Origin of the sequence: Herbaspirillum sp. YR522, from assembly GCF_000282575.1 — a bacterium.
In the GTDB taxonomy this organism is placed as follows: domain Bacteria; phylum Pseudomonadota; class Gammaproteobacteria; order Burkholderiales; family Burkholderiaceae_D; genus Herbaspirillum.
The window spans coordinates 90337-113782 of the sequence record NZ_AKJA01000010.1 but is presented as its reverse complement, the minus strand read 5'-3'; the positions used below and the strand labels follow the sequence as shown (position 1 = coordinate 113782).

Annotated in this window: 27 protein-coding genes; 17 read left to right on the top strand and 10 right to left on the bottom strand. The window is 64.9% G+C overall.

The genetic code is table 11. The features are described 5' to 3' along the window. Positions 1 to 13: 13 nt before the first annotated feature. The 3 genes from alaS to ugpQ form a co-directional block, all read right to left on the bottom strand. Positions 14 to 2638 carry an alanine--tRNA ligase gene (gene alaS / locus PMI40_RS01360; protein WP_008111337.1) on the bottom strand — a complete coding sequence of 875 codons (2625 nt, stop codon included), beginning with the start codon at positions 2636 to 2638 and terminating at the stop codon, positions 14 to 16. Positions 2639 to 2868: 230 nt separating this feature from the next. Continuing rightward, complete coding sequence (locus tag PMI40_RS01355; protein WP_008111336.1) at positions 2869 to 3072, bottom strand: hypothetical protein; 204 nt, start codon at positions 3070 to 3072, stop codon at positions 2869 to 2871. A gap of 130 nt (positions 3073 to 3202) precedes the next feature. Then, complete coding sequence (gene ugpQ, locus PMI40_RS01350) at positions 3203 to 3982, bottom strand: glycerophosphodiester phosphodiesterase (RefSeq protein WP_008111335.1); 780 nt, start codon at positions 3980 to 3982, stop codon at positions 3203 to 3205. Positions 3983 to 4129: 147 nt separating this feature from the next. Here ugpQ and PMI40_RS01345 point away from each other — a divergent pair, with 147 nt between their 5' ends. Beyond that, entirely contained in the window at positions 4130 to 5293 is a 1164-nt protein-coding gene (locus PMI40_RS01345) for a sensor histidine kinase (RefSeq protein ID WP_008111334.1), read from the top strand. Between the two features lie 15 nt (positions 5294 to 5308). Here the strand turns inward: PMI40_RS01345 and PMI40_RS24205 are convergent, their stop codons facing one another. After that, the gene (locus PMI40_RS24205) at positions 5309 to 5449 is read right to left on the bottom strand and encodes a hypothetical protein (protein ID WP_008111332.1); all 141 of its coding nucleotides are present in this window, start codon (positions 5447 to 5449) and stop codon (positions 5309 to 5311) included. A 233-nt stretch (positions 5450 to 5682) separates the two neighbouring features. Between PMI40_RS24205 and PMI40_RS01340 the strand changes: the two genes are divergently transcribed. Both PMI40_RS01340 and PMI40_RS01335 read left to right on the top strand, forming a co-directional pair. Beyond that, entirely contained in the window at positions 5683 to 7458 is a 1776-nt protein-coding gene (locus tag PMI40_RS01340; RefSeq protein ID WP_008111330.1) for a glutamine--tRNA ligase/YqeY domain fusion protein, read from the top strand. Positions 7459 to 7566: 108 nt separating this feature from the next. Further along, a complete protein-coding gene (locus PMI40_RS01335) occupies positions 7567 to 7929 on the top strand; it encodes a hypothetical protein (protein WP_008111327.1) in 363 nt (120 codons plus the stop codon). A 9-nt stretch (positions 7930 to 7938) separates the two neighbouring features. Here the strand turns inward: PMI40_RS01335 and PMI40_RS01330 are convergent, their stop codons facing one another. After that, on the bottom strand, positions 7939 to 8952 hold the full coding sequence (locus PMI40_RS01330) for a transporter (protein WP_008111326.1): 1014 nt from the start codon (positions 8950 to 8952) through the stop codon (positions 7939 to 7941). A 160-nt stretch (positions 8953 to 9112) separates the two neighbouring features. On the opposite strand from PMI40_RS01330, the gene PMI40_RS01325 reads away from it, so the two are divergent. Next, complete coding sequence (locus tag PMI40_RS01325) at positions 9113 to 9526, top strand: hypothetical protein (protein ID WP_008111325.1); 414 nt, start codon at positions 9113 to 9115, stop codon at positions 9524 to 9526. Between the two features lie 5 nt (positions 9527 to 9531). On the opposite strand, the gene PMI40_RS01320 is transcribed toward PMI40_RS01325, so the two are convergent. The 3 genes from PMI40_RS01320 to PMI40_RS23625 form a co-directional block, all read right to left on the bottom strand. Then, on the bottom strand, positions 9532 to 9765 hold the full coding sequence (locus PMI40_RS01320) for a hypothetical protein (RefSeq protein ID WP_008111324.1): 234 nt from the start codon (positions 9763 to 9765) through the stop codon (positions 9532 to 9534). Between the two features lie 194 nt (positions 9766 to 9959). After that, the gene (locus PMI40_RS01315) at positions 9960 to 11255 is read right to left on the bottom strand and encodes a solute carrier family 23 protein (protein ID WP_008111323.1); all 1296 of its coding nucleotides are present in this window, start codon (positions 11253 to 11255) and stop codon (positions 9960 to 9962) included. A 55-nt stretch (positions 11256 to 11310) separates the two neighbouring features. Beyond that, positions 11311 to 11550 (bottom strand): hypothetical protein, encoded by a 240-nt coding sequence (locus PMI40_RS23625; RefSeq protein WP_157221414.1) that lies wholly within the window; start codon positions 11548 to 11550, stop codon positions 11311 to 11313. On the opposite strand from PMI40_RS23625, the gene PMI40_RS01310 reads away from it, so the two are divergent. From PMI40_RS01310 to sbcB, 5 genes are all read left to right on the top strand, one after another. Continuing rightward, on the top strand, positions 11537 to 11986 hold the full coding sequence (locus PMI40_RS01310; protein WP_008111322.1) for a DUF2721 domain-containing protein: 450 nt from the start codon (positions 11537 to 11539) through the stop codon (positions 11984 to 11986). The genes PMI40_RS23625 and PMI40_RS01310 overlap by 14 nt on opposite strands. A 134-nt stretch (positions 11987 to 12120) precedes the next feature. Continuing rightward, positions 12121 to 12423, top strand: a complete 303-nt coding sequence (locus PMI40_RS01305; protein ID WP_008111320.1) for an antibiotic biosynthesis monooxygenase — start codon at positions 12121 to 12123, stop codon at positions 12421 to 12423. Between the two features lie 111 nt (positions 12424 to 12534). Next, a complete protein-coding gene (locus tag PMI40_RS01300; protein ID WP_008111318.1) occupies positions 12535 to 13134 on the top strand; it encodes a DUF3828 domain-containing protein in 600 nt (199 codons plus the stop codon). 205 nt (positions 13135 to 13339) lie between these two features. Beyond that, positions 13340 to 13918, top strand: a complete 579-nt coding sequence (locus PMI40_RS01295) for a hypothetical protein (protein ID WP_040501482.1) — start codon at positions 13340 to 13342, stop codon at positions 13916 to 13918. Between the two features lie 65 nt (positions 13919 to 13983). Next, the gene (gene sbcB, locus PMI40_RS01290; protein WP_008111314.1) at positions 13984 to 15420 is read left to right on the top strand and encodes an exodeoxyribonuclease I; all 1437 of its coding nucleotides are present in this window, start codon (positions 13984 to 13986) and stop codon (positions 15418 to 15420) included. Between the two features lie 7 nt (positions 15421 to 15427). Here the strand turns inward: sbcB and PMI40_RS01285 are convergent, their stop codons facing one another. Further along, positions 15428 to 15925 carry a nucleoside 2-deoxyribosyltransferase gene (locus PMI40_RS01285; protein WP_008111312.1) on the bottom strand — a complete coding sequence of 166 codons (498 nt, stop codon included), beginning with the start codon at positions 15923 to 15925 and terminating at the stop codon, positions 15428 to 15430. 203 nt (positions 15926 to 16128) lie between these two features. Continuing rightward, positions 16129 to 18609, bottom strand: coding sequence for an acyl-CoA dehydrogenase (locus PMI40_RS01280; RefSeq protein WP_008111311.1), 2481 nt, complete (start codon positions 18607 to 18609; stop codon positions 16129 to 16131). Between the two features lie 219 nt (positions 18610 to 18828). Between PMI40_RS01280 and PMI40_RS01275 the strand changes: the two genes are divergently transcribed. The 8 genes from PMI40_RS01275 (at position 18829) to PMI40_RS01240 (ending at position 23441) form a co-directional block, all read left to right on the top strand. Then, entirely contained in the window at positions 18829 to 19719 is an 891-nt protein-coding gene (locus tag PMI40_RS01275) for a neutral zinc metallopeptidase (protein WP_008111309.1), read from the top strand. A gap of 9 nt (positions 19720 to 19728) precedes the next feature. After that, positions 19729 to 20112: an MAPEG family protein gene (locus PMI40_RS01270; protein WP_008111308.1), complete on the top strand. Its 384-nt coding sequence runs from the start codon at positions 19729 to 19731 to the stop codon at positions 20110 to 20112. 25 nt (positions 20113 to 20137) lie between these two features. Next, positions 20138 to 20359 (top strand): RNA-binding S4 domain-containing protein, encoded by a 222-nt coding sequence (locus PMI40_RS01265; protein ID WP_008111305.1) that lies wholly within the window; start codon positions 20138 to 20140, stop codon positions 20357 to 20359. Further along, a complete protein-coding gene (locus tag PMI40_RS01260; protein ID WP_008111303.1) occupies positions 20356 to 20976 on the top strand; it encodes a DUF924 family protein in 621 nt (206 codons plus the stop codon). Before PMI40_RS01265 ends, PMI40_RS01260 begins: the two co-directional genes overlap by 4 nt. A gap of 131 nt (positions 20977 to 21107) precedes the next feature. Then, positions 21108 to 21635, top strand: a complete 528-nt coding sequence (gene pilV, locus PMI40_RS01255; RefSeq protein ID WP_008111301.1) for a type IV pilus modification protein PilV — start codon at positions 21108 to 21110, stop codon at positions 21633 to 21635. 6 nt (positions 21636 to 21641) lie between these two features. Next, complete coding sequence (locus PMI40_RS01250; RefSeq protein WP_008111300.1) at positions 21642 to 22520, top strand: PilW family protein; 879 nt, start codon at positions 21642 to 21644, stop codon at positions 22518 to 22520. After that, a complete protein-coding gene (locus PMI40_RS01245; RefSeq protein WP_008111297.1) occupies positions 22517 to 23014 on the top strand; it encodes a PilX N-terminal domain-containing pilus assembly protein in 498 nt (165 codons plus the stop codon). The genes PMI40_RS01250 and PMI40_RS01245 overlap by 4 nt, the downstream gene beginning before the upstream one ends. Next, the gene (locus PMI40_RS01240) at positions 23004 to 23441 is read left to right on the top strand and encodes a type IV pilin protein (RefSeq protein WP_008111295.1); all 438 of its coding nucleotides are present in this window, start codon (positions 23004 to 23006) and stop codon (positions 23439 to 23441) included. Before PMI40_RS01245 ends, PMI40_RS01240 begins: the two co-directional genes overlap by 11 nt. Positions 23442 to 23446: the final 5 nt, after the last annotated feature.

Sequence of the window (23446 nt, the reverse complement as noted above, 5' to 3'; positions counted from 1 at the left end):
GGATCCAGTCAGATCAAAGCTTGGCGCCGACCCATTCGGCCACACCCTGCAACGCGCCCGGCAAGCCGGACGGATCGGTACCGCCGGCCTGCGCCATGTCAGCACGGCCACCACCCTTGCCACCCACCTGTTGCGCCACGAAATTGACCAGCTCGCCAGCCTTGACCCGGCCGGTGGCATCGGCGGTGACGCCGGCGATCAGGCTGACCTTGCCATCCTTGACCGCCGCCAGCACGATGGCCGCGCTCTTGAGCTTGTCCTTCAGCTTGTCCATGGTCTCGCGCAGCGTGGCCACATCGGCGCCTTCCAGGGTCGCCGCCAATACCTTGACGCCCTTGACGTCGAGCGCCTGGTTGAGCAGCTCGTCGCCCTGGCTGGAGGCCAGCTTGGACTTCAACGTAGCCAGCTCCTTCTCGAGCGAGCGGACCTGGTCCTGCACCTGGCCGATGCGCGCGGTCAACTCTTCCGGCTGCACCTTGAGCGCGGCGGCCGCTTCGGCGACCCGGTTCGACAGCGACTGCACCAGCGCCAGCGCACCTTCGCCGGTGACCGCCTCGACCCGACGGATGCCGGCGGCGACACCGCCTTCGGAGACGATCTTGAACAGACCGATGTCGCCGGTGCGGGTGACGTGGGTACCGCCGCACAATTCGGTCGAGGTGCCGATCGACAGCACCCGCACCTCGTCGCCGTACTTCTCGCCGAACAGCGCCATGGCGCCGGCGGCGATGGCATCGTCGTAGCCCATCAACCTGGCGCCGGTGGCGACGTTGGCCAGGACTTCACGGTTGACGATATCTTCGACCTGGCGAATCTCGTCGGCGCTCAGCGGCGCATTGTGGCTGAAGTCGAACCGGGTCTTGTCGGCATCGACCAGCGACCCCTTTTGCGACACATGGCTGCCCAGCACTTCGCGCAGGGCCTTGTGCATCAGGTGCGTGGCCGAGTGGTTGCGGATGGTGCGTGCGCGCTGGTCGGCATCGACCTTGGCCTGCACCTCGTCGCCCACCGACAGGTTGCCACTGATCAATTGACCATGATGGCCAAATACATCGGCCTGGATCTTGAGCGTGTCGGCCACCGCGAACAAGGCGCCGGCGGCTTCCAGGGTACCGGCGTCGCCGCTCTGGCCACCCGATTCGGCATAGAACGGCGTGGTGTCGAGCACCACGATGGCGTCCTGGCCCGACGCGACCTTCTGCACCGGGCTGCCGCCCACGTACAGCGCCACCACCTTGGCCTGCTGCACCAGCGACTCGTAGCCGACGAAGCGGGTCTTGTCGCCGGTGTACTCGATGGCAGCGGCCATCTTGAACTTGCCGGCCGCGCGCGCGGCGGTCTTCTGGCGTTCCATGGCGGCATCGAAGCCCGCCTCGTCCAGTTCCACATTGCGCTCGCGGCAGATGTCGGCCGTCAGGTCGAGCGGGAAGCCGTAGGTGTCATACAGGGTGAAGGCGGTCTCGCCGTCGAGCTTGCCGGTGTTGCCGGCCAGGGCTGTCTCGAGAATCTTCATGCCGTGTTCCAGCGTCTCGCCGAAACGTTCCTCTTCCTGCTTCAGGACCATCTCGACCCGCGCTGCCGCTTCGGGCAACTCGGGATAGGCCGCGCCCATCTGGTCGACCAGGTCGCCCACCAGCTTGTAGAAGAACGGCTTGGTCTGGCCCAGCTTGTGGCCGTGGCGCAATGCGCGACGGATGATGCGGCGCAGGACATAGCCACGGCCTTCGTTGCCGGGGATGACGCCGTCGACGATCAGGAAGGAGGTGGCGCGGATATGGTCGGCAATCACCCGCAACGAGGCGTTGCCGAGGTCGGCGGTGCCGGTTTCGCGCCCGGCAGCCTTGATCAGGTGCTGGAACAGGTCGATTTCATAATTGCTGTGCACATGCTGCAGGATCGCCGCCAGCCGCTCCAGGCCCATGCCGGTGTCGACGCAAGGCGCCGGCAGCGGGGTGAGCGTGTATTGGCCGGTCTTGGGATCGAGCTGGCGATCGAACTGCATGAACACGTTGTTCCAGATCTCGATGTAGCGGTCGCCGTCCTGGTCGGGGCTGCCCGGAGGGCCGCCGAAGACGTCGGGACCATGATCGAAGAAGATCTCCGAACAGGGGCCGCAAGGGCCGGTCTCGGCCATCTGCCAGAAATTGTCGGAGGCATACGGGGCGCCCTTGTTGTCGCCGATGCGCACCACGCGCTCCGGTGGCAGGCCGATTTCCTTGGTCCAGATATCGTAGGCCTCGTCGTCGGTCTGGTAGACCGTGGCCCACAGCTTCTCGGCCGGCAGGCCATAGACGGTGGTCAGCAGCTCCCAGGCCCACTTGAGCGAATCGCGCTTGAAGTAGTCGCCGAAGGACCAGTTGCCCAGCATTTCGAAGAAGGTGTGGTGACGCGCGGTGTAGCCGACGTTCTCGAGGTCGTTGTGCTTGCCGCCGGCGCGCAGGCAGCGCTGCACCGAAGTGGCCCGCACGTAGTTGCGCTTGTCGGTGCCGAGGAACACATCCTTGAACTGGACCATTCCGGAATTGGTGAACAGCAGGGTCGGATCGTTACCCGGGACCAGGCTGGACGACCGGACCACGGTGTGGCCCTTGGATTCAAAGAATTTCAGAAACTTATCGCGAATTTCGGCTGAGTTCATGTTCGAAGGCTGGTAAAAGACGGTGCAAAAATGATTGCTAATCGGCGATTATACGTGATCCGCGAGCGAAGCCATATGGGATCGCAAGCCCGCCCCCAGGCCGCTCGACGGCCCCTTGCAGGCAAGAAAAAACCCGTCGGGATCGCTCCGGACGGGTTGCGGCCTTGCATGGCCGTGCGTTCAGACACCTGCATCGTGGGCCGGTACGGCGCACGAGCGGGTCAGCGCAATCAGGCGCCCTTGTTGATGGGCAGGGCTGGCTTGGCCTTGCGGTGAGCGTGCTTCTTGTGCTTCTTGTGCTTCTTGACGTGCTTGTGCTTGGCAACCGGCTTGGAGTCGGCAGCAGGTGCACCAGGCGCCGGGGCAGGCTGGGCCATGACAGGCAGGGCGAAAGCGGCGACGAGCACGGCGGCCAGCAATTTGTTGATCTTCATCATTTCCTCACTCACTAATACGATACATGTTATGCGCTTCACAAGTCTGTCGGCGCCCCCCTTGGCAAATCCCCGACCTTGTGCTTCCTTAACGCCAGCCTGCACGACGGCGTTGACACGCCATGGCGACTTATCGATTGGACCATTGCGCGGCGTGGACCAGGTCGATGCGGTCGGTACAGAAGCCGTCGACGCCCCAGCCGGCGATCTCGGCGGCGCGCCCAGGATCATTGACGGTATAACAAAACAACCCGAAGCCGGCGTCCTTGATGCGGCGCGCCTGGGCCGGCTCCAGGTGCTTGTGGTTGGTGTGCAATGCCACTGCGTCCAGCTCGACCAGGCGCGACTCCCAGTCGGCGGGAACCACGTCCACCAGGAAACCGCGCGGCAGCTCGGGCGCCACCTCGCGCGCGGCGCGCAGGGCCGCCAACGAGAACGACGACAGCAGCGGCAACTGCGCCACCCCGTCGGCACCGTCACGCGGCGCTTGCAGCCGGGTGGCAAAATGGCGCGCCACCGCCTGCGCGGTGAGTTCACCGGTACGCCGCGCATGGGCCGGCGCGCCCGGCTTGATCTCGACGTTCATCCAGATGCCGTGGTCGCTGCAAAACGCCAGCGCCTGCGCCAGCGTACAGATCCGTTCGCCGGCGAAGCCCGGGCTGTGCCAGGCGCCGGCATCGAGTCCTTGCAATTCGGCCCAATCGGTCTCGGCGATGGCGCCGACCCCGGGCAGGGTACGCCCGCGCTGCGGGTCGTGCATCAGGATAGGCACTTCGTCGCGGGTCAGCATCACATCGAATTCGGCCGCGCGATAGCCGAACTGCAGGCCGGCGCGAAAGCCGGCCAGCGTATTCTCGGGCGCCAGGGTGCCGCCGCCACGATGGGCCAGCGCCCGGGGATAAGGCCACATGTTTTTCTCCGTTGAAGGTCACCGGGGCAAGCCACGCCCCATCGGCGCCCACCTTAGTGCAGATCAGGACAGGCGACAAGCACCTGACTGGCAGGGAATCGGGGTACTATTTCACGCCCGACAGATCCGGACCTGCAACACTGAGCAATGAACCGACAAGATACTTCCATCCCGCCGCGCCTGATCCTGCTGCTGCGTGAATTGCTGTTCGCCCTGCTGCCTACGCTGGCCGTCATCCTGCTGTGCGCGCTGGCGGTCACCTACCTCATGCGCATCGGCGCAGGCTTCCAGGAGAACCTGGTGCTGGCGATGTGCATCGGGCTGCTGGCGATGGTATTGATCGATGGCTCGCGCGTGGCCATCTGGGGTGACGACAAGCCCGACCCGCTGGGCTTCCTGGTGTCACTGGTGGTGCTCGCGCCGGCCTCGCTGCTGCTGGGTCGGGCATTGTCCGCGCGGATACTGGGGCAGCCCCTCGCCTGGTGGCCGGTGGCCGACAGCGATGGCGTCATCGGGGTATTGGTGCTGATGTCGCTGGTCAGCCTGGGCGCGGCGATCTACTTCTGGAATCGCGAAACCAACGCCGCAGCGCAAGCCCATGCCAGTGAAGTCGAGAAACAGGCGGTGCAGGCCCAGCTGCAGATGCTGCAGGCACAGATCGAGCCGCACCTGCTGTTCGATACGTTGTCGACGCTACAGACGCTGATCGGCGCCGAACCGCTGCGGGCGCAACACATGCTCAACCAGTTGAACCTGTTCATGCGCACTACCCTGGCCACCTCGCGCAACGACAGCACCACCCTCAAGAAGGAATTCGACCTGATCGGCGCCTACCTGGGCCTGATGTCGCTGCGCATGGGCCTGCGCCTATCCTATACGTTGCAGCTGCCGGAGCACCTGGGCCGCCTGCGGCTGGCGCCGATGCTGCTGCAACCGCTGGTGGAGAACGCCATCAAGCACGGGCTCGAGCCCAAGGCCGATGGCGGCAACTGCACCGTGCGTGCCGCGCTACACCAGGACCTGCTGGTATTGAGCGTGTTCGATACCGGCGTCGGCCTGGCCAGCGGCGCCGCGCTCAACCAGCCGGCGCCGCGTGCCGGGCTGGGCGCGGTGGGCCGCAAGGAACCGAGGATCGGCATGCACTTCGGGCTGGAGCAGATTCGCGAAAGGGTGTCGACCCTGTATGGGCCGCTGGCCGAGCTGATCATTACCCACAACGTGCCGGCCGGGACCATGGCGCAGATCGCCATTCCGTTGAAGTCGCTCAAGACGGTACATCGCACGGCCGGGCGCAAGCCCCCGGCCGCCTGAGCCGCCGGGGCTGCCTCAACGTCCGTAGTAATAGCCCGGTCCATAGTATGGACGGGCGTAATGCGGATGCGGCGGCCCCACCGGCACCACCACGCAAGCCGACAACGTGGCCGCGGCGACTGCCGCGGCGATCACCAATTTGATTAGTCTTTTCATGATGCCCTCTCTGTTAACCGTCAGGCCGGACCCGGTCCGGCACAGCAGCAGATTGCCTGGAGCAGCGGGCTACAGGTAATACAGCGCCGTATCATCTGTAACAAGAAGGCCCATCTCATGTGGACGCCAGGCCGAAAAAATCTCGCCGGCGACGCTGCCCGGCCCGGTGCAAGCAGGCTCGCTGCGGTAGAATGCCTGCCATCTGAATAAACCAGCATCTTCCCGATTCAACCATGAGCAATGATCTGAAGAACGGCCACGCCGGCGCCCCCGCCAACGGCCAGGCGCCAGTGCCGCCTACCAATTTCCTGCGCGGCATCATCGAGGCCGACCTGGCCGGCGGCACCTACGCCGGGCGCACTACCCAGGATGGCGTCCCGCTGCCCCAGGTCATCACGCGCTTTCCGCCCGAACCGAACGGCTACCTGCACATCGGCCACGCCAAGTCGATCTGCCTCAACTTCGGCCTGGCGCGCGACTATGCCGGCCGCTGCCACATGCGTTTCGACGACACCAATCCCGAGAAGGAAGAGCAGGAATACGTCGACACCATCCTCGATGCAGTCCAGTGGCTGGGCTTTTCGTGGGAACACGAGGGCAACCAGCACCTGTACTACGCCAGCAATTATTTCGACTTCATGTACGCCGGTGCCCAGGCGCTGATCCGCTCCGGTCATGCCTATGTCGACGAGCAGAATGCCGAGCAGATGCGCGAGACCCGCGGCACCCTGACCGAACCGGGGCGCAATTCGCCCTGGCGCGACCGCCCTGCCGATGAATCGCTGCGCCTGTTCGAGGAGATGCGCGACGGCAAGCACCCCGACGGCTCGCTGATCCTGCGCGCGCGCATCGACATGGCCAGCCCCAACATGAACCTGCGCGATCCGGCGATCTATCGTATCCGTCATGCGGTCCACCACAACACCGGCAGCAAGTGGTGCGTCTATCCGATGTATTCCTACGCCCACCCGGTCGAGGATGCGCTCGAGAACATCTCGCATTCGATCTGCACCCTGGAATTCGAAGACCAGCGCCCGCTGTACGACTGGGTGCTCGAACGCCTGTCGGCCGAAGGCATGTTCTCCAGGCCGCTGCCGCGCCAGTACGAATTCGCACGCCTGAACCTGACCTACATCATCACCAGCAAGCGCAAGCTCAAGCAGTTGGTCGACGAGAAGATCGTCGAAGGCTGGGACGACCCGCGCATGCCGACCATCGTCGGCCTGCGCCGACGCGGCTACACGCCCGAGGCGATCCGCCTGATGTGCGACCGCACCGGTGCCTCCAAGCACAACAGCTGGATCGACTACGGCGTGCTCGAAGGCGCATTGCGCGAGGACCTCGACCCCAAGGCACGCCGCGCGGTGGCCGTATTGCGCCCGTTGAAGTTGATCATCGACAACTTCCCGGCAGGCCAGAGCATCGACTGCAGCGCGCCGGTCTATCCGCCGGCCCACCCGCTGCACGACCAGCAACATCGTCACTTCCCGATCACGCGCGAACTGTGGATCGAGCGCGAGGACTTCATGGAAGTGCCGCCCAAGGGCTATTTCCGCCTGTTCCCCGGCAACAAGGTGCGCCTGCGCTACGGCTATGTGGTCGAATGCACCGGCTTCGACAAGGACCAGGACGGCAACGTCATCGCAGTGCACTGCAACTACTTCGAGGACAGCAAGAGCGGCACCGAAGGCAGCTCCAACTACAAGGTCAAGGGCAACCTGCACTGGGTCAGCGCCGAGCATGCGCTGGCCACCGAGGTGCGCCTGTACGACCGCCTGTTTACCGACCCGCACCCGGATGCGGGCGGCAAGGATTTCCTCACCGCGCTCAACGCCAACTCCAAGGACGTCATCACCGCCTACCTGGAACCGACGCTCAAGAGTGCCCAGCCGGGCGACATCTACCAGTTCGAACGACATGGCTACTTCGTGGCCGATCGCATCGACTCCACCGATGGCCAGCCGGTATTCAACCGGGCGGTGACACTCAAGGACAGCTGGGGCAAGTAGGCCCGGCGATAAAAAACGGGCGGCGCGCGTGCACGGGGGTGCGCCGAGCGCTTCATGCGGTATCAGGCGCTGGCCACGACCACGCGCCATGCAGGCTAAGGGGGAATCATGTTCGAACAGCTCAAGATCCAGCGCATGTCGATGGGCACCATCTACAAGCTGCTGGCTATCGGCACCACGTTCTCGCTGGTGCCATTCTCGACCCTGATGGGCGTGCTGTCGCTGTTTGGCGCCCATACCATCACCTGGGATGGCAAGCACCTGATCGGTTATGACGGGCTGATCGCCTCGCCCTTCATCGGCCTGTTCCTGTCGGGATTCATCACGCTGTTCCTGGGCACGCTGTGTACCATCGGCCTGTGGCTGTATTCGCTGTGGCGCCCGGTGACGCTGCGTATCGAAGCGGTCGACAACATCGATATCGACCGCCTGATCCGCGAAAGCGAAGCGGCGCTGGCCGAGCGCGACTGAGGCACCGCGCTACCAGATCTTGAGCCACTTCAGGAAGGCCACCGTCGCCAACCCCAGTGCGCCCATGATGCCCATCACCACCCAGAACGAGACTTCGTCGTGCAGGCCCGGCAGGCCTGCCACGTTCATCCCGAAGATCCCCGACACCAGCGTAGCCGGCATCAGCAGCGCGGTCAGGATCGACAAGGCCATCAGGTTGCGGTTCATCTGCTCCGACATCTGCGAGGCGATTTCTTCCTGCAGCAGCTTGGCGCGCTCATACAGTGCTTCGACGGTGGTATGCAACTCGTTGAGTTCGTCCAGCGCGTGGGTCAGGTCGTCCATCGCGGTCGACGGCACCCAGGCCGGACGCAGCCGGTTGAACTGGTTCAGGATGCGGCGCTCGGGCGCGATGAAACGACGCAATTCGGCCAGTTGACGGCGAATGCTCGATAACTCGCTACGATCCTCCGGGCGCCGGTCCGACAGCACCGAGAACTCGATGTCATCGACCTTGTCGTTGAGGCTGTCGAGCCGTTCGTTGAAACCATCGGCCAGGCACCGCAACAGCTTGGCAAACAGGTCCATGCTGTTCTGGAAGCCCACGCCGTCGAGCACTTTCTGGCGCAGCAGGTTGGTCGAGCACAGCGGCTGCGTGCGCAGCGTCAACAAGCGCCGGCTGTCCAGATAGAAGTGCAATGCCCCCTTTTCGGTACCGGTGTCGCCGATTTCCATCTTGATATCGGTCAGCGTGCCATAGACGCTATCGGCGCTCATGTGCAGGCCCGGATGCGTGTCGCTGCTCAACAGGAACTCGTTGATGTGCTCGGGCACGCCGCTATGATGCGCCATCCACTGCTGGATCTTGACGTCGGCCGTCTTCACATGCAGCCAGGTGAAGGCGTCGGCATGGGGGCGGTAGTCGATGACCTCGTTCCACTTCATCTGCCGCGCATGGCCACCTGCGAAGTGGAACGCACAGATAAATCCGGCCGGCTCGTAGAGCAGGTGCAGGGCTTGCGGTGTGTCCGGCGGGTTGTGCATGAAGAAAGGGAGACAGGGGCTGGGAAGGTCGATGGCATTCTACCGGCCGACTTTGACAAATTTGTGACAGGCCCGTGACCCCGGGCATGCCGCTCGGCCATGCGAACTTTTTAGCCCGGCAGTGGCCCATTCATCAGATCAACCACATCGGAGACCGACCATGACCCACCCTCTGCGCCTGCGCCAACCCCTGCTCTGCCTGTGCCTTGCTGCGGCCTTGGGCGCCACCGCGAGCGGTACCCTGGCCCAATCGGCACCGCCCTACATGAACGGCGGCATCGGCGCCGGCGAGCAGGCCTCGATCAAGGCCACCGCCGCCGACTACAACCTGCAATTGCTGTTCTCGCAAGGCGGCAGCGGTGAATACATCAGCGACGTCAAGCTGGACATCACCGACAGCGCCGGCAAGACCGTTTTCTCGCTACCGGCGGCCGGTCCCATGACCAACGTCAAGCTGCCGCCAGGCAAGTACCAGCTCAATGCCGTCTACAACGGCCAGGCGCAAACCCGGCAATTGACGCTGGGCGCCCAGCCGAGCAAGCTGTCGCTGCGCTGGAACGACGGCCCCAAGTAAGGCGATCAATAACCGAGCTTGCGGTTGGAATAGGCTTCGCGGGCGGCGTCGCATTCGGAGATCTGCGACTTGTTCATGCCTGAGGTGCCGTTAAGCGAGCACTGGTCCGACACCGACTTGGCCTGGTCCAGGTTCTGGCGGAAGTAGGCATAGTCCTTCTTGCCGGCGGTCATGTCGCATGCTGCCAGCAATGGCGCGGCAAGGCACATCATTGCCAACAGGCGGGTGGTGGTATTCATGCTGCGGGTTCCCCTTGAGTAAGAAGGCAGCGCCGTCGACGGCGCCCTTCCCCGGACTACCGCCGCGCATGGGCGGATTCGCCTGTCGCTGCAACGCCGCAAAGTATAGTCACCATCATCGAATTGCTCAACGGAAATTTATCGCGCCTTCCGTGCTGCGGGCGTGGGTCGAGCCTGCACCCACGCCACGTCATTCACTGGCGGCGCTTGAGCAGCGCGTACAGGATGATGGCACCGAAGGTAGCGGTGCCGATGCCGCCCAGGGCGAAGCCGCCCAGCTTCAAGGTGAAGTCGCCGGCGCCCAGGACCAGGGTCACGGCAGCCACGATCAGGTTGGTGTTATTGGAAAAGTCGACCTTGTTCTCGACCCAGATGCGCGCCCCCGATACGGTGATCAGGCCGAACACCACGATCGATACGCCGCCCAGTACCGCCCCCGGGATGGTCAGGATCAGCGCGCCGAACTTGGGGGAAAACCCGAGCAGGATGGCGATCACCGCCGCCACCACGAAGACCAGGGTCGAGTAGATCTTGGTGACCGCCATGACCCCGATGTTCTCGGCATAGGTCGTCACGCCGGTGCCGCCGACGCTGCCCGATACCATCGTGGCCAGACCGTCGCCGACGAATGCGCGACCGATGTAGCGATCCAGGTTCTGGCCGGTCATGGCCGACACCGCCTTGATATGTCCCAGGTTTTCAGCCACCAGGATGATCGCCACCGGCGCCAGCAAGGCCATCGCACGGCCCTCGAACACCGGCGCGGCGAAGTGCGGCACGCCGAACCAGGCAGCCATGGCGACGCCCGAGAAATCGATCGGCTTGCCCCAGCCGACCCCATTGGTCAGCACCGCATAGATCGCATAGGCCAACAGCAGGCCGACCAGGATCAACAGGCGCTGCAGCATGCCACGGGTAAATACCGCCACCATGCCCACGCACAGCACCGTCACCAATGCCATCCAGGCATCGAAACCGTTACCGGTGACGCCCTTGACGGCAATCGGCGCCAGGTTCAGGCCGATCACCGCCACCACCGCACCGGTGACCACCGGCGGCATCAGGTTTTCGATCCAGCCGGTGCCGACCACGCCGACCAGCAAGCCGATCAGCAGATACACCGCGCCGCAGGCGATGATGCCGCCCAGCGCCAGGCCGAGGTTGGCATTGGCGCCTTGCCCGGCATAGCCGGTGACGGCAATGACCAGTCCGATGAACGAGAAACTCGATCCCAGATAGCTGGGCACGCGCCCTCCCACCAGCAGGAAGAACAGCAGGGTACCCACGCCCGACATCAGGATCGCCACGTTCGGATCGAACCCCATCAGCAGCGGCGCCAGCACGGTCGAACCGAACATGGCCACGACGTGCTGCACGCCCATGGCCAGCGTCTGCGGCGCAGGCAGGCGCTCATCGGTGGCGATCACGGCGCCCTGGCCGTCATCGGCGCTGGCACGCAGCCGCCATTGGGGGAAATAAGAACCCGACATGGATATCCTTTCGTTATGGTTTATTGGATCGTCGGGTAGTGTATTGATGGCGGCATCAAATAACAATTGGCCAGCGCTGGCCGATCCATAAAATAATCCTGCCCGCGGCGACCATGCCGCCGGACGGTGCAAGAATCGCGTGCTGGTGCAGGCCCTGCCCCAAAACGGCCAGTCGATTCGAATGTGCGCGAGAACCCAGGGCCGACACGCAATGGGCATGTTTCTTGCGCCACAGGAAAGAATAAAATCCACGGCCCAGCCAATCGCCAACGCATAATTCGATGATGAACCTCACCACTCCCGCCCTGCTGTTTCCCGCCACTTCCCTGTTGCTGCTGGCCTATACCAACCGTTTCCTGGTGCTGGCGCAATTGATCCGCAACCTGCAGACCCAGCACAAGGACGACGGCCGCGACCTGGTGCTGCGCCAGATCCTGAACCTGCGCAAGCGCATCGTGCTGACCCGCTACATGCAGGCGCTGGGCGTTTCGAGCTTCATCATGTGCGCCATCTCGATGTTCCTGATCTTCGTCGAGCAAGACCGCGCCGCCGAGATCTGCTTCGGTGTCAGCCTGTTCCTGTTGGTGGCGTCGCTGCTGGTGTCGCTGTGGGAAATCACAATCAGCACCGGCGCCATCGAGATCGGCCTGGAAGACATGGAGCAGAAACTGCGCGCCGCCCGCGCTGCCGCCAGCCATCGTCACCACCCGGGCGACCACCCGGCCGGGTGAAGTGATTTCACCGGCGGGCATCATATTGTTGCATTCGCGCCGCTGCCGAAAATGTAATAATCGCCGACGCGCCGCCGCATGTCGCCACTGTCGCGCAACATGCAGTGCCGGCGCACTCGACCATGGAGATTCACATGATTCTGGAACTGGCGGATATCCGCATCCAACCCGGCAAGCAGGCCGAATTCGACGCAGCCATCCAACGCGGCGTGGCCGAGACCATTGCCAAGTCGCGCGGTTACCTGGGCCACCAGGTGCAAAAAGGCGTCGAATCGCCGGAACGCTACCTCCTGATGGTGCGGTGGGCCACGCTCGAGAACCACACGGTCGACTTTCGCGAGTCGCCGGCCTTTGCCCAATGGCGCGGCATCGTCGGACCGTTCTTCGCCAGCCCGCCGCAGGTCGAGCATTTCGCGCTGCTGGACCAGTCGAGCTGAACCTGGCTGGAACGATTGCGCCGCCAACCTGACTAACAGGCGGCGCGATCGCCTCCTCGGCGGCGCCAGAAAAGACCAAGAAACGCGGCATGCCGCACGCCAGGAACTTCCGTGAACAACCCATCTGCACCTGCTGCTGCCGGCCACTGTGGCTGGCCATCTTCCACGCCACGACGCCGGGCGGTCGTTGCCTGCGCACTGCTGGCCGCGCTGGCCCTGGGCGGCTGCCACGATTTCTCGGGTGACGAGCAACGCCAGGCCGACGTGGTGGACAACTTCTACCGCATCCATCTCAAGGCCAACGCGCCTGGCCTGCCCGCGTCGGACGAACTGCGGCAGCTCCAGCCGCTGGTCAGCCCTGCCCTCAATACGCTGTTGACCCAGGCCGAGGCGGCCGAGAACCGCTATCACGGACTGGCCGGCAACCAGGCGCCACCGCTGGTCGAAGGCGACCTCATGACTTCGCTCTACGAGGGCGCGACCAGCTTTTCGGTGCAATCCTGCGAGACCGACGAACAGTGCGCATCGTGCCAGGTGCAGTTCCGCTATCGCAAGGATGGCAGCGACGAAGCCTGGAACGACAAGGTCCTGCTGGTGCAGCACGAGCGCCAATGGCGCATCGACGACATCGAATTCATCGGCCTGGACCAGTCATCGCACCGCGAATACCTGAGCGACGCCCTGGCCGACGCCATCGCCCAGGTCGACTAGCCCGCGCGCCAGCGGCCGCGTGCAGCCCGGCAGATGAATTGGCCGGCTTTTAATGATGTGTTCCACGGCTTTGCCGCAGCCGGCAAGGCTTATCATTGCCGGAAAGAACCGTTGTCGATTCGTCACCTATAGTTGTCTTGCGGCAATGCATGGCAAACTTTGGTGTTCGACTATCAATGAAGTGATGGAGCCGATTGTGCAGCGAATGGAAAAACAGGTCGTCAAATGCATTGCCCGGTCGTGGTTGATCGGCACCGCCCTGTTGCTGGCCGGTTGCGCCGGTGGCGATGAAAGCCGCGCCCGCGACGTGGTCAGCAGCTTCTACAAGATGCACCAGTCGGTGCGGCCGATAGGCGCGCTCACGCTCAACGAGCTCATCACGTTCCGCCACTTCATGTCCGTGAACCTGTTCGACCTGCTCAAGGACACCTCGGTGGCCGAGGAAGCACGCATCGCCCAGTCTGCCCAGGCCGACGCCGACCCGCTGCCGCCGCTGGTGGAGGGCGATATCTTCACCGGCAACCCGGCCGGCGCCTCGACCTTTCGCATCGTCAACTGCGACATCGGCGAACGAGACAGCAAGTGCGCCGTCGAACTGATCTACAGCGACGCCAAGCTCAAGGCGCCAGCCAAGTGGACCGACCAGGTCTTGCTCACGCGGGACGCGCGTGGCTGGGTCATCGACAACATCGAATATGCCAAGGGCGCCGCCCCCATGCGCAGCGGTACGCTGCAGGCGGTACTGACCAAGCTGCTCAAGCGCGATACGCTGCCATTGCAGTAAAGCAGCGCGCAGGCCCTATAATCGCGCGATGTTCTTTTAACAGGCCGCTTGCCGGTCCCGCTGCGATGTCCAACCAAACCTTCCTGTGGCACGACTACGAAACCTTCGGCATCGTGCCGCGCCGCGACCGCCCGGCGCAGTTCGCCGCCGTGCGCACCGATGCCGAACTCAACGAGATCGGCGAGCCGATCATGATCTACTGCAAGCCGGCGCCCGACTACCTGCCCGATCCCCAGTCCTGCCTGATCACCCACATCACGCCCCAGCAATGCCTGCAACAGGGCCTGCCCGAGCATCAGTTCGCCCAGCGCATCGAGCAGGCCATGGCCGAACCCGGCACCATCGGCGTGGGCTACAACACCATCCGCTTCGATGACGAAGTCACGCGCTTCCTGTTCTGGCGCAACCTGATCGATCCGTATGCGCGCGAATGGCAAAACGGCTGCGGCCGCTGGGACCTGCTCGATGTGGTGCGGCTGTGCTACGCGCTGCGCCCCGAAGGCATCAACTGGCCGACCAAGGAGGACGGCTCCGTCAGCTTCAAGCTCGAGCACCTGACCCAGGCCAATGGCCTGGTGCATGAAGCCGCGCACGACGCCCTGTCCGACGTGCGCGCCACCATCGCCCTGGCACGCCTGCTGCGACAGCACAATCCGCGCCTGTTCGACTTTGCGCTGGCGCTGCACAAGAAGGACCGGGTGGCCACCGAGATCGGCTTGCCGACCCCGCGCCCGTTCCTGCACGTCTCAGGCATGTTCCCGGCGGCGCGCGGTTGCCTGGCATTGATGTGGCCGCTGGGCATCCACCCCACCAACAAGAACGAGTTGCTGGCCTGGGACCTGAGCGTGGACCCCGGCGAACTGGCCGGACTGGACGCCAGCACTGCCCGCGAGAGGCTCTTCACCCGTAGCGATGCGATGCCCGAGGGCATGACCCGCCTGGCGCTCAAGAGCATCCACCTGAACAAGTCACCGATGGTGGTAGGCAATCTCAAGACCCTGTCCGCGACGCGCGCGGCGCAATTGGGCATCGATGTCGACCTTGCCCTGCGGCACGCCGAGGTCGCTGCCGCCCTGCCCGACCTGGGACACCTGTGGCAGCAGGTCTACCAGCGCGAGCAGCAAGCCGCGGCGGACGTGGACGAAGACCTGTACGGCGGTTTCGTGGGCAACGACGATCGTCGTCAATTGACGCAGTTGCGTGCCATGACGCCGCAAGCGCTGGCCGCTGCCAGCGTATCGTTCGCCGATGCGCGACTGACGCAGATCCTGTTTCGCTATCGGGCGCGCAACTTCCCCGACACCCTCAGCGCCCAGGAAAGCGCCGACTGGGAAGCGCACCGTGCGGCGCGCCTGTTCGACGGCGCCGGTGGCGCGCGCACGATTGCCCAGTTGTTCGAACAGATCGACCAGTTGCAGGAAACCACCGACGACGAGCAGGCGCAGGAAGTGCTCGGCGCCTTGTACGACTACGCCGAGATGATTGCGCCTTCCAACGGGTAGGACCCGGTCAATGCCGGTTGGCGTGCCAGCGCGCGACCTTGAGCAGGCAGGCGCTCAGGTCGCCATCGACCAGTTCGCAGGAGTGCGCCAGCATCAGGTTGCGCGGCAAGCCGAAATCCTCGATCTGCATGCCGTCGCGGCAATGCCCGGGTTCGCCTTGCGGAATCTGTGACAGCAAGTCGTGCTGCGGCGTGTTGTAGCCCCAGACCTTCTTGCCGCGCCCGATGGCATAGCCGATCTCGAACACGGTGCCCGAGTCCGGCTCATGGCCACGAAAATTGGCCAGGTTGGCCACCACGTAGTCGGCCGAGTCCAGCAATGCCAGGTTGATCTCGAAGATCCCGCGCGACACCGCCGCGCGGGTATCGCCCACCACCTCGTCGTCCCCCGGGCACAGGGCCACCAGCCCCAGCTCGGCGCACCAGCGCCGGGCGTTCCGTTTATGCTGCGGGTAGTCGCGCTTGAAGACATCGGGACCGGCGAGATAGATGCGAGGCAGATTCATTGACAATGAGGGTGACGAACCGAAACCGTGCATTCTAAATCGGATGCGGTGTCCTGCGCTCGGGCCTCGGGACCGGCCCTTCGACAGGCTTCCTTCGACAGGCTTCCTTCGATAGGCTCAGGACAGGCTTCGATACAGCGCTACGCGCTTACCAGCCGGAACGATGTTCCTTAGGCGCGAAAAAACGCACCACAACGCCACGGTTACACCACCAGCCTGCGCGCCTGCTCCAAATCGACAATCTCCTTGCGATCGAAGTCCGGCGCAAAGTCGTCCACCTGTATCGCCTGGTCGCCATCGCGGGCAAACGCGTCCAGCAAGCCCAGCTCCTGCTGGCTGATGAAGCCTCGTTCGAACGCCGTCGCATTCCAGGCCTTCATCTCGATCAGGCTTTGCGGGATCGCCGGCAATTGCCCTTCCTTGATCACCGGCTTGAGCCGTTGCTCGAGCAACTGCACGGTAGGCGTGAGCGCAAAGGCGCGCTCGCCGGCGGCCAGCGGGTCGTCTCCTTGCGGCACGTAGCCATCGCACAGCAGCCGTTCGCGGGTTGCCCCCGGAGTCTGCATGGCACGCGCCACGGCCGTACCCAGTGCGTCGGAAGGCTTGCGATAGATCAGCCCCAGCGGAAAGATGGCCAACCGCAACGCCAGGGCGATGACCGGATTGGGAAAGTTGTGCAATACCTCGACGATGGCCTCCTGCGCCCGATGCAGCGCATCGCGCACCGACCATTCGAGCAACGGCAGGTCTTCTGGCGGACGACCATCGTCCTCGAAGCGCTTGAGCGTGGCCGACACCAGGTACAACTGCGATAGCACATCACCCAGCCGCCCCGAGACGCGCTCGCGCAACTTCAAGGTGCCGCCGAACACGGCCATGCAGACGTCGGCCAGCAGCGCCAGCGCCGACGACAGGTGCGTCACCGCGCGGAAATGGCGCCGCGTCTGGCGCGCCGCCCGAGCGCTTGCCGGCAACAGCCATCCATGGCTCAGGCCGCCGATGAAGGCGCGCGCGAAGTTGGCCGCGGCAAACGACAGGTGGCCGAACAGCAGCTTGTCGAACTCCTGCGTGGCGCGCTCGTGGTTGTCGTCGGCCGCGGCGGCCAGCTCGCGCAATACGTAGGGATGGCAACGAATCGCGCCCTGGCCGAAGATGATCAGGCAGCGGGTAAGGATATTGGCCCCCTCGACCGTAATGGCAATGGGGATCTGCTGGTAGGCCCGCGCCAGGAAATTGCCGGGCCCCATGCAGATGCCCTTGCCGCCGATCACATCCATGCCGTCGTTGACGATGGTGCGCCCGCGCTCGGTGACGTGATACTTGGAAATGGCCGAGATCACCGACGGCTTCTCGCCGGCATCCACCGCCAGCGCCGACAGGCGCCGGGTGGCATCGATCATGTAGAGGTTGCCGCCCATGCGCGCCAGCGCCTCCCGGACTCCCTCGAACTTGCCGATCTCGACCTTGAACTGGCGCCGCATGGCCGTGTAGGCGGTGGTGCCGCGCACCGCCAGCTTGGAAAAGCCCACATTCGACGACGGCAGCGAAATGGCACGCCCGGCGGCCAGGCATTCCATCAGCATGCGCCAGCCGCGCCCCACCTGCGCCAGACCGCCGATGACCCACTCCATCGGGATGAACACCTCATGGCCCGAGGTCGGACCGTTCTGGAACACCGCGTTGAGCGGCCAGTGACGGCGCCCGGTGACCACCCCCGGATGGCTGGTGGGAATCAATGCGCAGGTAATGCCCGGCTCCGGATCGTCACCCAGCAGGCGCTCCGGGTCGCGCACCCGGAACGCCAGGCCCAGCACGGTGGCCACCGGCGCCAGCGTGATGTAGCGCTTGTTCCAGGTTACCTTGAAGCCGATGGTTTCCTGGCCGTCGTGGATACCCCGGCACACCACGCCCACATCGGGAATGGCGGCCGCATCCGAGCCCGCATAAGGGCTGGTCAGCGCAAAGCACGGAATTTCCAGCCCCTGCGCCAGGCGCGGCAGGTAGTGGTCCTTCTGGGCCTGGGTGCCGTAGTGCAACAGCAGCTCGGCCGGTCCCAGCGAATTGGGCACCATCACCGAGATGGCCGCCGCCGAACAGCGCGAGGACAGCTTCATGATCACCTGCGAATGCATATACGCCGAAAACTGCTTGCCGCCGTACTGGCGCGGGATGATCATCCCCAGGAACCCGCGATCCTTGATGAATTGCCAGGCCTCGGGCGGCAGGTCCTGGTGCCGCACGCTGCTATCCCAGTCGCTGACCATGGCGCACAGCTGCTCGACCTCGTGGTCCAGGAAGGCCTGTTCCTCGGGCGTCAGGCGCGGCGGCGCCAGGTCGAGCAGGCGCTGCCAGTCGGGACGTCCCGAAAACAGCTCGCCGTCCCACCAGACCGTACCCGCCTCGATGGCGTCGCGCTCGGTGGCCGACATGCGCGGCATGATGCGGCGGAAGGTATCGAGCGCCGGACGCGTGATGAGCGACAGCCGCACCGAATCGATGGCCACCAACAGGGTCGGCGCAAACAGCAGGATCGCCAGCAGTACCATGATCGGCAGTTCAATGCCGGCCAGCGGGCCGCCCAACCAGATCCAGACCGCCTCGGCCAGCAACCACATCCAGGCGCTTGCGCGCGCCACCATCAGCGCCAGCGCGCCGGCCACCAGAACGACGATCCATAGGGTCATGTGCGTCTCCTTGCTCTGCTGCATCTCTGCATTTGTTATTCGGGACAGCCGCTGCTATTTATACACTGCAACATACCTGCCAGGCAAAAGCGCGACAATCGGACATTTCCGCCTAAGCGCCGTCGGACAAAGCCGACAAACGGCGTTGATCGGCGCCGCAACGAACCGCCCGCCTCGGCGCCGGTCCATTACAATCGCGGCATACAACAAGGAAGCATCATGAAATGGGAAGGTAATCGCGAAAGCGACAACGTCGAAGACCGGCGCGGCGATGACGGCGGCTATGGCGGCGGGGGTGGCGGATTTTCGTTCGGCGGGCGCTCGATCGGGCTCGGCACCGTCGCCGTGGCGCTGGTGGCGTCGTATTTCCTGGGCATCAATCCCCTGACGGTGCTCAACATGCTCAGCGGTGGCGGCGGCCCGGCGCCGGTGCAGCAACAGGCACCGGCGCACAAGCCCTCGCCGGACGACCAGATGGCGCGCTTTGTCTCCACGGTCCTGGCCGACACCGAGGACACCTGGGGCCAGCTGTTTGCCGCCAACGGCAGCCAGTACGTGCGCCCGCGCCTGGTGCTGTTCTCCGGACGCACCCAGACCGCCTGCGGCACCGGCCAGAGCGCCATGGGGCCGTTCTATTGCCCGGCCGACCAGAAGGTCTACATCGACCTCGCCTTCTACGACCTGATGAAGCAGCGCTTCAAGGTATCAGGCAACTTTGCCCAGGCCTATGTGATCGCCCACGAAGTCGGCCATCACGTACAGCACCTGCTGGGCATCTCCGAGAAGGTCGAGGCGGCACGCCGCAACAGCACCGAGAAGCAGGCCAACGCGATGTCGGTGCGCCTTGAACTGCAAGCCGACTGCTTCGCCGGCGTCTGGGCCTACCACGCCAACGAGGCTCGTCACATCATCGAAGAGGGCGACATCGACGCCGCCCTCAATGCCGCCTCGGCCATCGGCGACGATGCGCTGCAGCGCCAGGCCCGTGGCGAAGTGGTACCGGACTCGTTTACCCACGGCACGTCGGCCCAGCGGGTTGCGTGGTTCAAGCGTGGCATTACCGCCGGCAAGGTAAGCGCCTGCAATACCTTCGCCGCCAAACAACTCTAAGGAAGATTTATGACCATTGCCGCCTGGTGCATCCTGATCGCGGGCCTGCTGCCCGTCTTTACCGTAGCGGTGGCCAAATGGGGCCGCCGCGATTTCGACAACGCCGAGCCGCGCGCCTGGATGAACGACCTCACCGGCCTGCGTCGGCGCGCCGACTATGCCCATCGCAACCACTTCGAGGCCTTGCCCCTGTTTGCCGCCGGCGTGCTGGTGGCCCAGCAGTTCGACGCGCCGCAAGGGGTAGTCGACGCGGTCGCCCTGGCCTTCATCGCCTGCCGCCTGGTCTACACGGCGCTGTACCTGGGCAACCAGCCCAGCGCACGCTCGGCGGTGTGGAGCCTGGGCCTGTTGTGCAATATCGCCCTGTTCGCCCTCACCGCGTTCTACAGTTGATCCATCGTTACCCAGAAAGACCCAGATGCAGAAAATCTCCTTCCCGCTGCAAGGCCATCCGCATGTCGAACTCAACCAGCTGCTCAAGCTGGTCGGGCTGTGCGACAGCGGTGGCGCCGGCAAACAGATCGTGGCCGACGGCCAGGTGAAGGTCGACGGCAAGACCGAATTGCGCAAGACCTGCAAGATCGTTCCCGGACAGCGCGTCACGCTGGGCGACGTGCAGATCACGGTCACGGCGCAATGAGCGACCCGCGCGCCCAGGCCATCCTCGATTTCTGGTTCGGCCCCGACTATCCGGCCGCCGCCCCGGAAGACATCGCGGCCCGCCAATCCAGGCTGTGGTTCGGCAAGGATGCGGCCGTCGATGCCGACATCGCGGCCCGCTTCGAAGCGCTGCTGCAGGATGCGGCCGGCAATCGCCTCGACGACTGGACCGAGTCGGCGCCCACGCTGCTGGCGCTGGTGATCCTGCTGGACCAGTTCCCGCGCAACATCTACCGCGACACCCCGCGCGCCTTTGCCTTCGACGAATTGGCGCGCCAGTGCTGCCAGCTGTTGCTGGCCACCGGACTCGACCAGGAACTACCGGCCATCGCGCGCCTGTTTGCGTACCTGCCGCTGGAACACGCCGAAGACATCGATGACCAGCACTATGCGGTCGAACTGATCGGTACCCTGGCACGCACGCACCAGGCCAACGACGCACAGCGCCAGGCGTTCGGCGGTTTTGCCGAGTACGCCCGCCGCCATCGCGACGTGATCGCGCAGTTCGGCCGTTTTCCGCATCGCAACGCCATTCTCGGGCGCACCTCCAGCGCCGAAGAGCTTGCCTTTCTCAGGCAGCCGGGCTCGTCGTTCTGACAGCCTTCGTCGATGCCGTTCAAGGGCATCGACGAACATGTTCGACACCGCTCCGATATAAACGCTAGCACGCCCCTTTCTGCGCTGCTCCTTCTACACTGCCCGCCAGGCTGACTCAATGCGGGGGCAGGATGATACGTCGCAGTCCGGGCTTTACCATGATCGAAGTGCTGGTCTCCATGCTGGTGCTGGGCACCGGTGCGATGGCCATGATCATGCTGCAATTGCAGGCGCTGCGCAGCAGCCGCGACAACGCCTTGCAGAGCCGCGCCGTGATGATGGCCGTCGAGCTGGCCGAGCTGCGCTCCGAATACCGGGCCGCCGGCAGTCCCGGCGAGGATCCCTACCTGCTCGAGTTCGAGGCCGGCGGCAACGCCCCGGGCCAGGGCGACTGCAGCAACGTGCGCTGCGCGCCGCAAACGTTCGCCCGGGAGGCGATCGCCGGCTGGCTCACGCGCTTGTCCAACGACTTCCCGGACGCACGCGTCGCAGTCTGCCGTGACAGCCGCGCCCCCGCCACCGTCGCCGGCGACTGGGCCTGCACGGCAGGCGGCACGGGGCCGGTCTACATCAAGCTGGGCTGGCGCGGGGCGCCACGTTTCGACACTGGCGGCGCGCCGGTGGAGCGGCCACAGCTGGCCATGTTCATCGGCTATTGAATGGCGATGCGACACTCCACGGCGGGCGGCTTCACGCTGATCGAGATGATGATCGCCCTGGCGGCTGGGCTGTTGGTAGTGTTGTCGGCCAGCGCCTTGCTGCACACTGCGCGCACCGTCTACCTGGAACTGGATGACAGTGCCAGCATCCAGGAAACCGGGCGCATGAGCCTGGCGCACCTGCGCACCGTCCTGTCACAGGCCAATCACCTGCCGTGGGAAACGGCATTGCGGTTTTCCGACAACCGGGTCCTGCGCGGCGGCGGACTGCGAGGCCTGGACAACCGCCGCAACGGCACTGCGCTCGATCCCCTCGATAATCGCTTCAATGCCGGCGCCGAGCCGGGCATCAACCAGAGCGACATCCTGGTGATCGGCTTCTTCGGCACACCGGGCGCGGGCCAGGTCAACAGCTGCAACAGTGGCGCGCTGGGCAGCGAGAGAGACGATGGCATCGCCGGCAGCGCCGGCCGGCGCACCTGGGTCATCTACTACGTCAGGCAAGCGGGCTCCGCCGAGCCGACGCTGCATTGCCGGTTCCGCAATACCGGCGCCGATTGGCGCAGCGACGCCATCGCACCCGGCGTCGAATCGATGCAGGTGCTGTATGGCGTCGACAGCGATACCACCGCTGGCGCCGATCGCTGGCTCAACGCCAGCCAGATGGATGCCACGCTGTGGCCACGGGTGCGCCTGGTGCGCATTGCGCTGTTGGTGCGCGGCAGGCATTTCAGTGCCCGCGACGGTGCGACGCCGGCGTTCGAATTGCTCGGCCCCGGCGCCCAGGCCGTCAGGATCGCCACCGACCAGGCCCCGCGTCGCATGCGTGCGGTGTTCGAGACCACGGTGATGCTGCGCAATGCGGTGCTCGGTGCCCCGGCATGAAGTCGACTTCCCGCCAACGAGGCGCAACCCTCATCATCACGCTCACGCTGGTGATCGTCATCCTGCTGCTGGGTGCATCGTCGGCCAGGTTGCGCATGCTGGAAGAACACGCCGCCCGCAATCACCAGGGGCTGGACCAGGCGCGACTGGCGGCGCAGGCGGCGCTCGACGATGCGCTGGTCGACCTGGGCGGCGCGCGCTGGGAAAACGATCAACGCCTGCCCGAGCCCCGAACGGCCAACCTGGGTGATTCGAGCGGCATGACTGCCGCCTTCGATGCCGATCGACTGCCCATGCCGGGCTATACGATCGAATGGATCAGAACCCGCGAGTGGCGCCGCCGGGCGCTGTATCGGGTGACCGCCCGAGGCTTCGGTGCCGGCCAGGCGCGCGCCACGTTGCAGATGCTGGTCAGGCGGCTGGAACCGGAGCGTGGCGTGGTCACCCTCGAGGTTCTTGGCTGGCGAAGAGGGAGATGGCCAGATGGACGGTAACCATCGATGGGCACGACGGCGCGGCTTTACGCTGATCGAATTGACGGTGGTGCTGGCGATCGTGGGCTTGCTTGCCACGTTCAGCTGGAACGGCTACCAGCAATACCTGACCCGCAGCCGACGCGCCGAGGGCCGCGCCGCGGTGCTCCAGGTGCTGCTGCAGCAAGAGCGGCGTCATGCACGGGAACACAGCTATCGCAGCTTTACCGCCGTGGCCAGCGAAACCGAATTCCGCTGGTTTTCCGGTGACAGCGAGGCCAGCAGCGCCTACCTGCTGCAAGCCGACGCCTGCCCCGGCAGCAACTTGCGCACCTGCGTGCAGGTCACGGCGACGCCGCGCGCCGCCGTATTCGACGATGCGCTGTGCGGCGCGCTCAGTGCCGACACCCTCGGCCGGCGCAATCCCGTCGGCGACGGCTGCTGGTGAGCGCG

Bases quoted from the DNA above. Each gene is read 5' to 3' on its own strand.
- pilV (WP_008111301.1), top strand. From the start codon at position 21,108: ATGATACGTCGCAGTCCGGGCTTTACCATGATCGAAGTGCTGGTCTCC.
- PMI40_RS24205 (WP_008111332.1), bottom strand. From the start codon at position 5,449: ATGAAAAGACTAATCAAATTGGTGATCGCCGCGGCAGTCGCCGCGGCC.
- PMI40_RS01345 (WP_008111334.1), top strand. From the start codon at position 4,130: ATGAACCGACAAGATACTTCCATCCCGCCGCGCCTGATCCTGCTGCTG.
- PMI40_RS01295 (WP_040501482.1), top strand. From the start codon at position 13,340: ATGGAAAAACAGGTCGTCAAATGCATTGCCCGGTCGTGGTTGATCGGC.
- PMI40_RS01355 (WP_008111336.1), bottom strand. From the start codon at position 3,072: ATGAAGATCAACAAATTGCTGGCCGCCGTGCTCGTCGCCGCTTTCGCC.
- PMI40_RS01285 (WP_008111312.1), bottom strand. From the start codon at position 15,925: ATGAATCTGCCTCGCATCTATCTCGCCGGTCCCGATGTCTTCAAGCGC.
- PMI40_RS01335 (WP_008111327.1), top strand. From the start codon at position 7,567: ATGTTCGAACAGCTCAAGATCCAGCGCATGTCGATGGGCACCATCTAC.
- PMI40_RS01330 (WP_008111326.1), bottom strand. From the start codon at position 8,952: ATGCACAACCCGCCGGACACACCGCAAGCCCTGCACCTGCTCTACGAG.
- PMI40_RS01245 (WP_008111297.1), top strand. From the start codon at position 22,517: ATGAAGTCGACTTCCCGCCAACGAGGCGCAACCCTCATCATCACGCTC.
- PMI40_RS01280 (WP_008111311.1), bottom strand. From the start codon at position 18,609: ATGACCCTATGGATCGTCGTTCTGGTGGCCGGCGCGCTGGCGCTGATG.
- PMI40_RS01270 (WP_008111308.1), top strand. From the start codon at position 19,729: ATGACCATTGCCGCCTGGTGCATCCTGATCGCGGGCCTGCTGCCCGTC.
- PMI40_RS01325 (WP_008111325.1), top strand. From the start codon at position 9,113: ATGACCCACCCTCTGCGCCTGCGCCAACCCCTGCTCTGCCTGTGCCTT.
- alaS (WP_008111337.1), bottom strand. From the start codon at position 2,638: ATGAACTCAGCCGAAATTCGCGATAAGTTTCTGAAATTCTTTGAATCC.
- PMI40_RS01305 (WP_008111320.1), top strand. From the start codon at position 12,121: ATGATTCTGGAACTGGCGGATATCCGCATCCAACCCGGCAAGCAGGCC.
- PMI40_RS01275 (WP_008111309.1), top strand. From the start codon at position 18,829: ATGAAATGGGAAGGTAATCGCGAAAGCGACAACGTCGAAGACCGGCGC.
- PMI40_RS01310 (WP_008111322.1), top strand. From the start codon at position 11,537: ATGATGAACCTCACCACTCCCGCCCTGCTGTTTCCCGCCACTTCCCTG.
- PMI40_RS01320 (WP_008111324.1), bottom strand. From the start codon at position 9,765: ATGAATACCACCACCCGCCTGTTGGCAATGATGTGCCTTGCCGCGCCA.
- PMI40_RS01315 (WP_008111323.1), bottom strand. From the start codon at position 11,255: ATGTCGGGTTCTTATTTCCCCCAATGGCGGCTGCGTGCCAGCGCCGAT.
- PMI40_RS01240 (WP_008111295.1), top strand. From the start codon at position 23,004: ATGGACGGTAACCATCGATGGGCACGACGGCGCGGCTTTACGCTGATC.
- PMI40_RS01340 (WP_008111330.1), top strand. From the start codon at position 5,683: ATGAGCAATGATCTGAAGAACGGCCACGCCGGCGCCCCCGCCAACGGC.
- ugpQ (WP_008111335.1), bottom strand. From the start codon at position 3,982: ATGTGGCCTTATCCCCGGGCGCTGGCCCATCGTGGCGGCGGCACCCTG.
- PMI40_RS01260 (WP_008111303.1), top strand. From the start codon at position 20,356: ATGAGCGACCCGCGCGCCCAGGCCATCCTCGATTTCTGGTTCGGCCCC.
- PMI40_RS01265 (WP_008111305.1), top strand. From the start codon at position 20,138: ATGCAGAAAATCTCCTTCCCGCTGCAAGGCCATCCGCATGTCGAACTC.
- PMI40_RS01250 (WP_008111300.1), top strand. From the start codon at position 21,642: ATGCGACACTCCACGGCGGGCGGCTTCACGCTGATCGAGATGATGATC.
- sbcB (WP_008111314.1), top strand. From the start codon at position 13,984: ATGTCCAACCAAACCTTCCTGTGGCACGACTACGAAACCTTCGGCATC.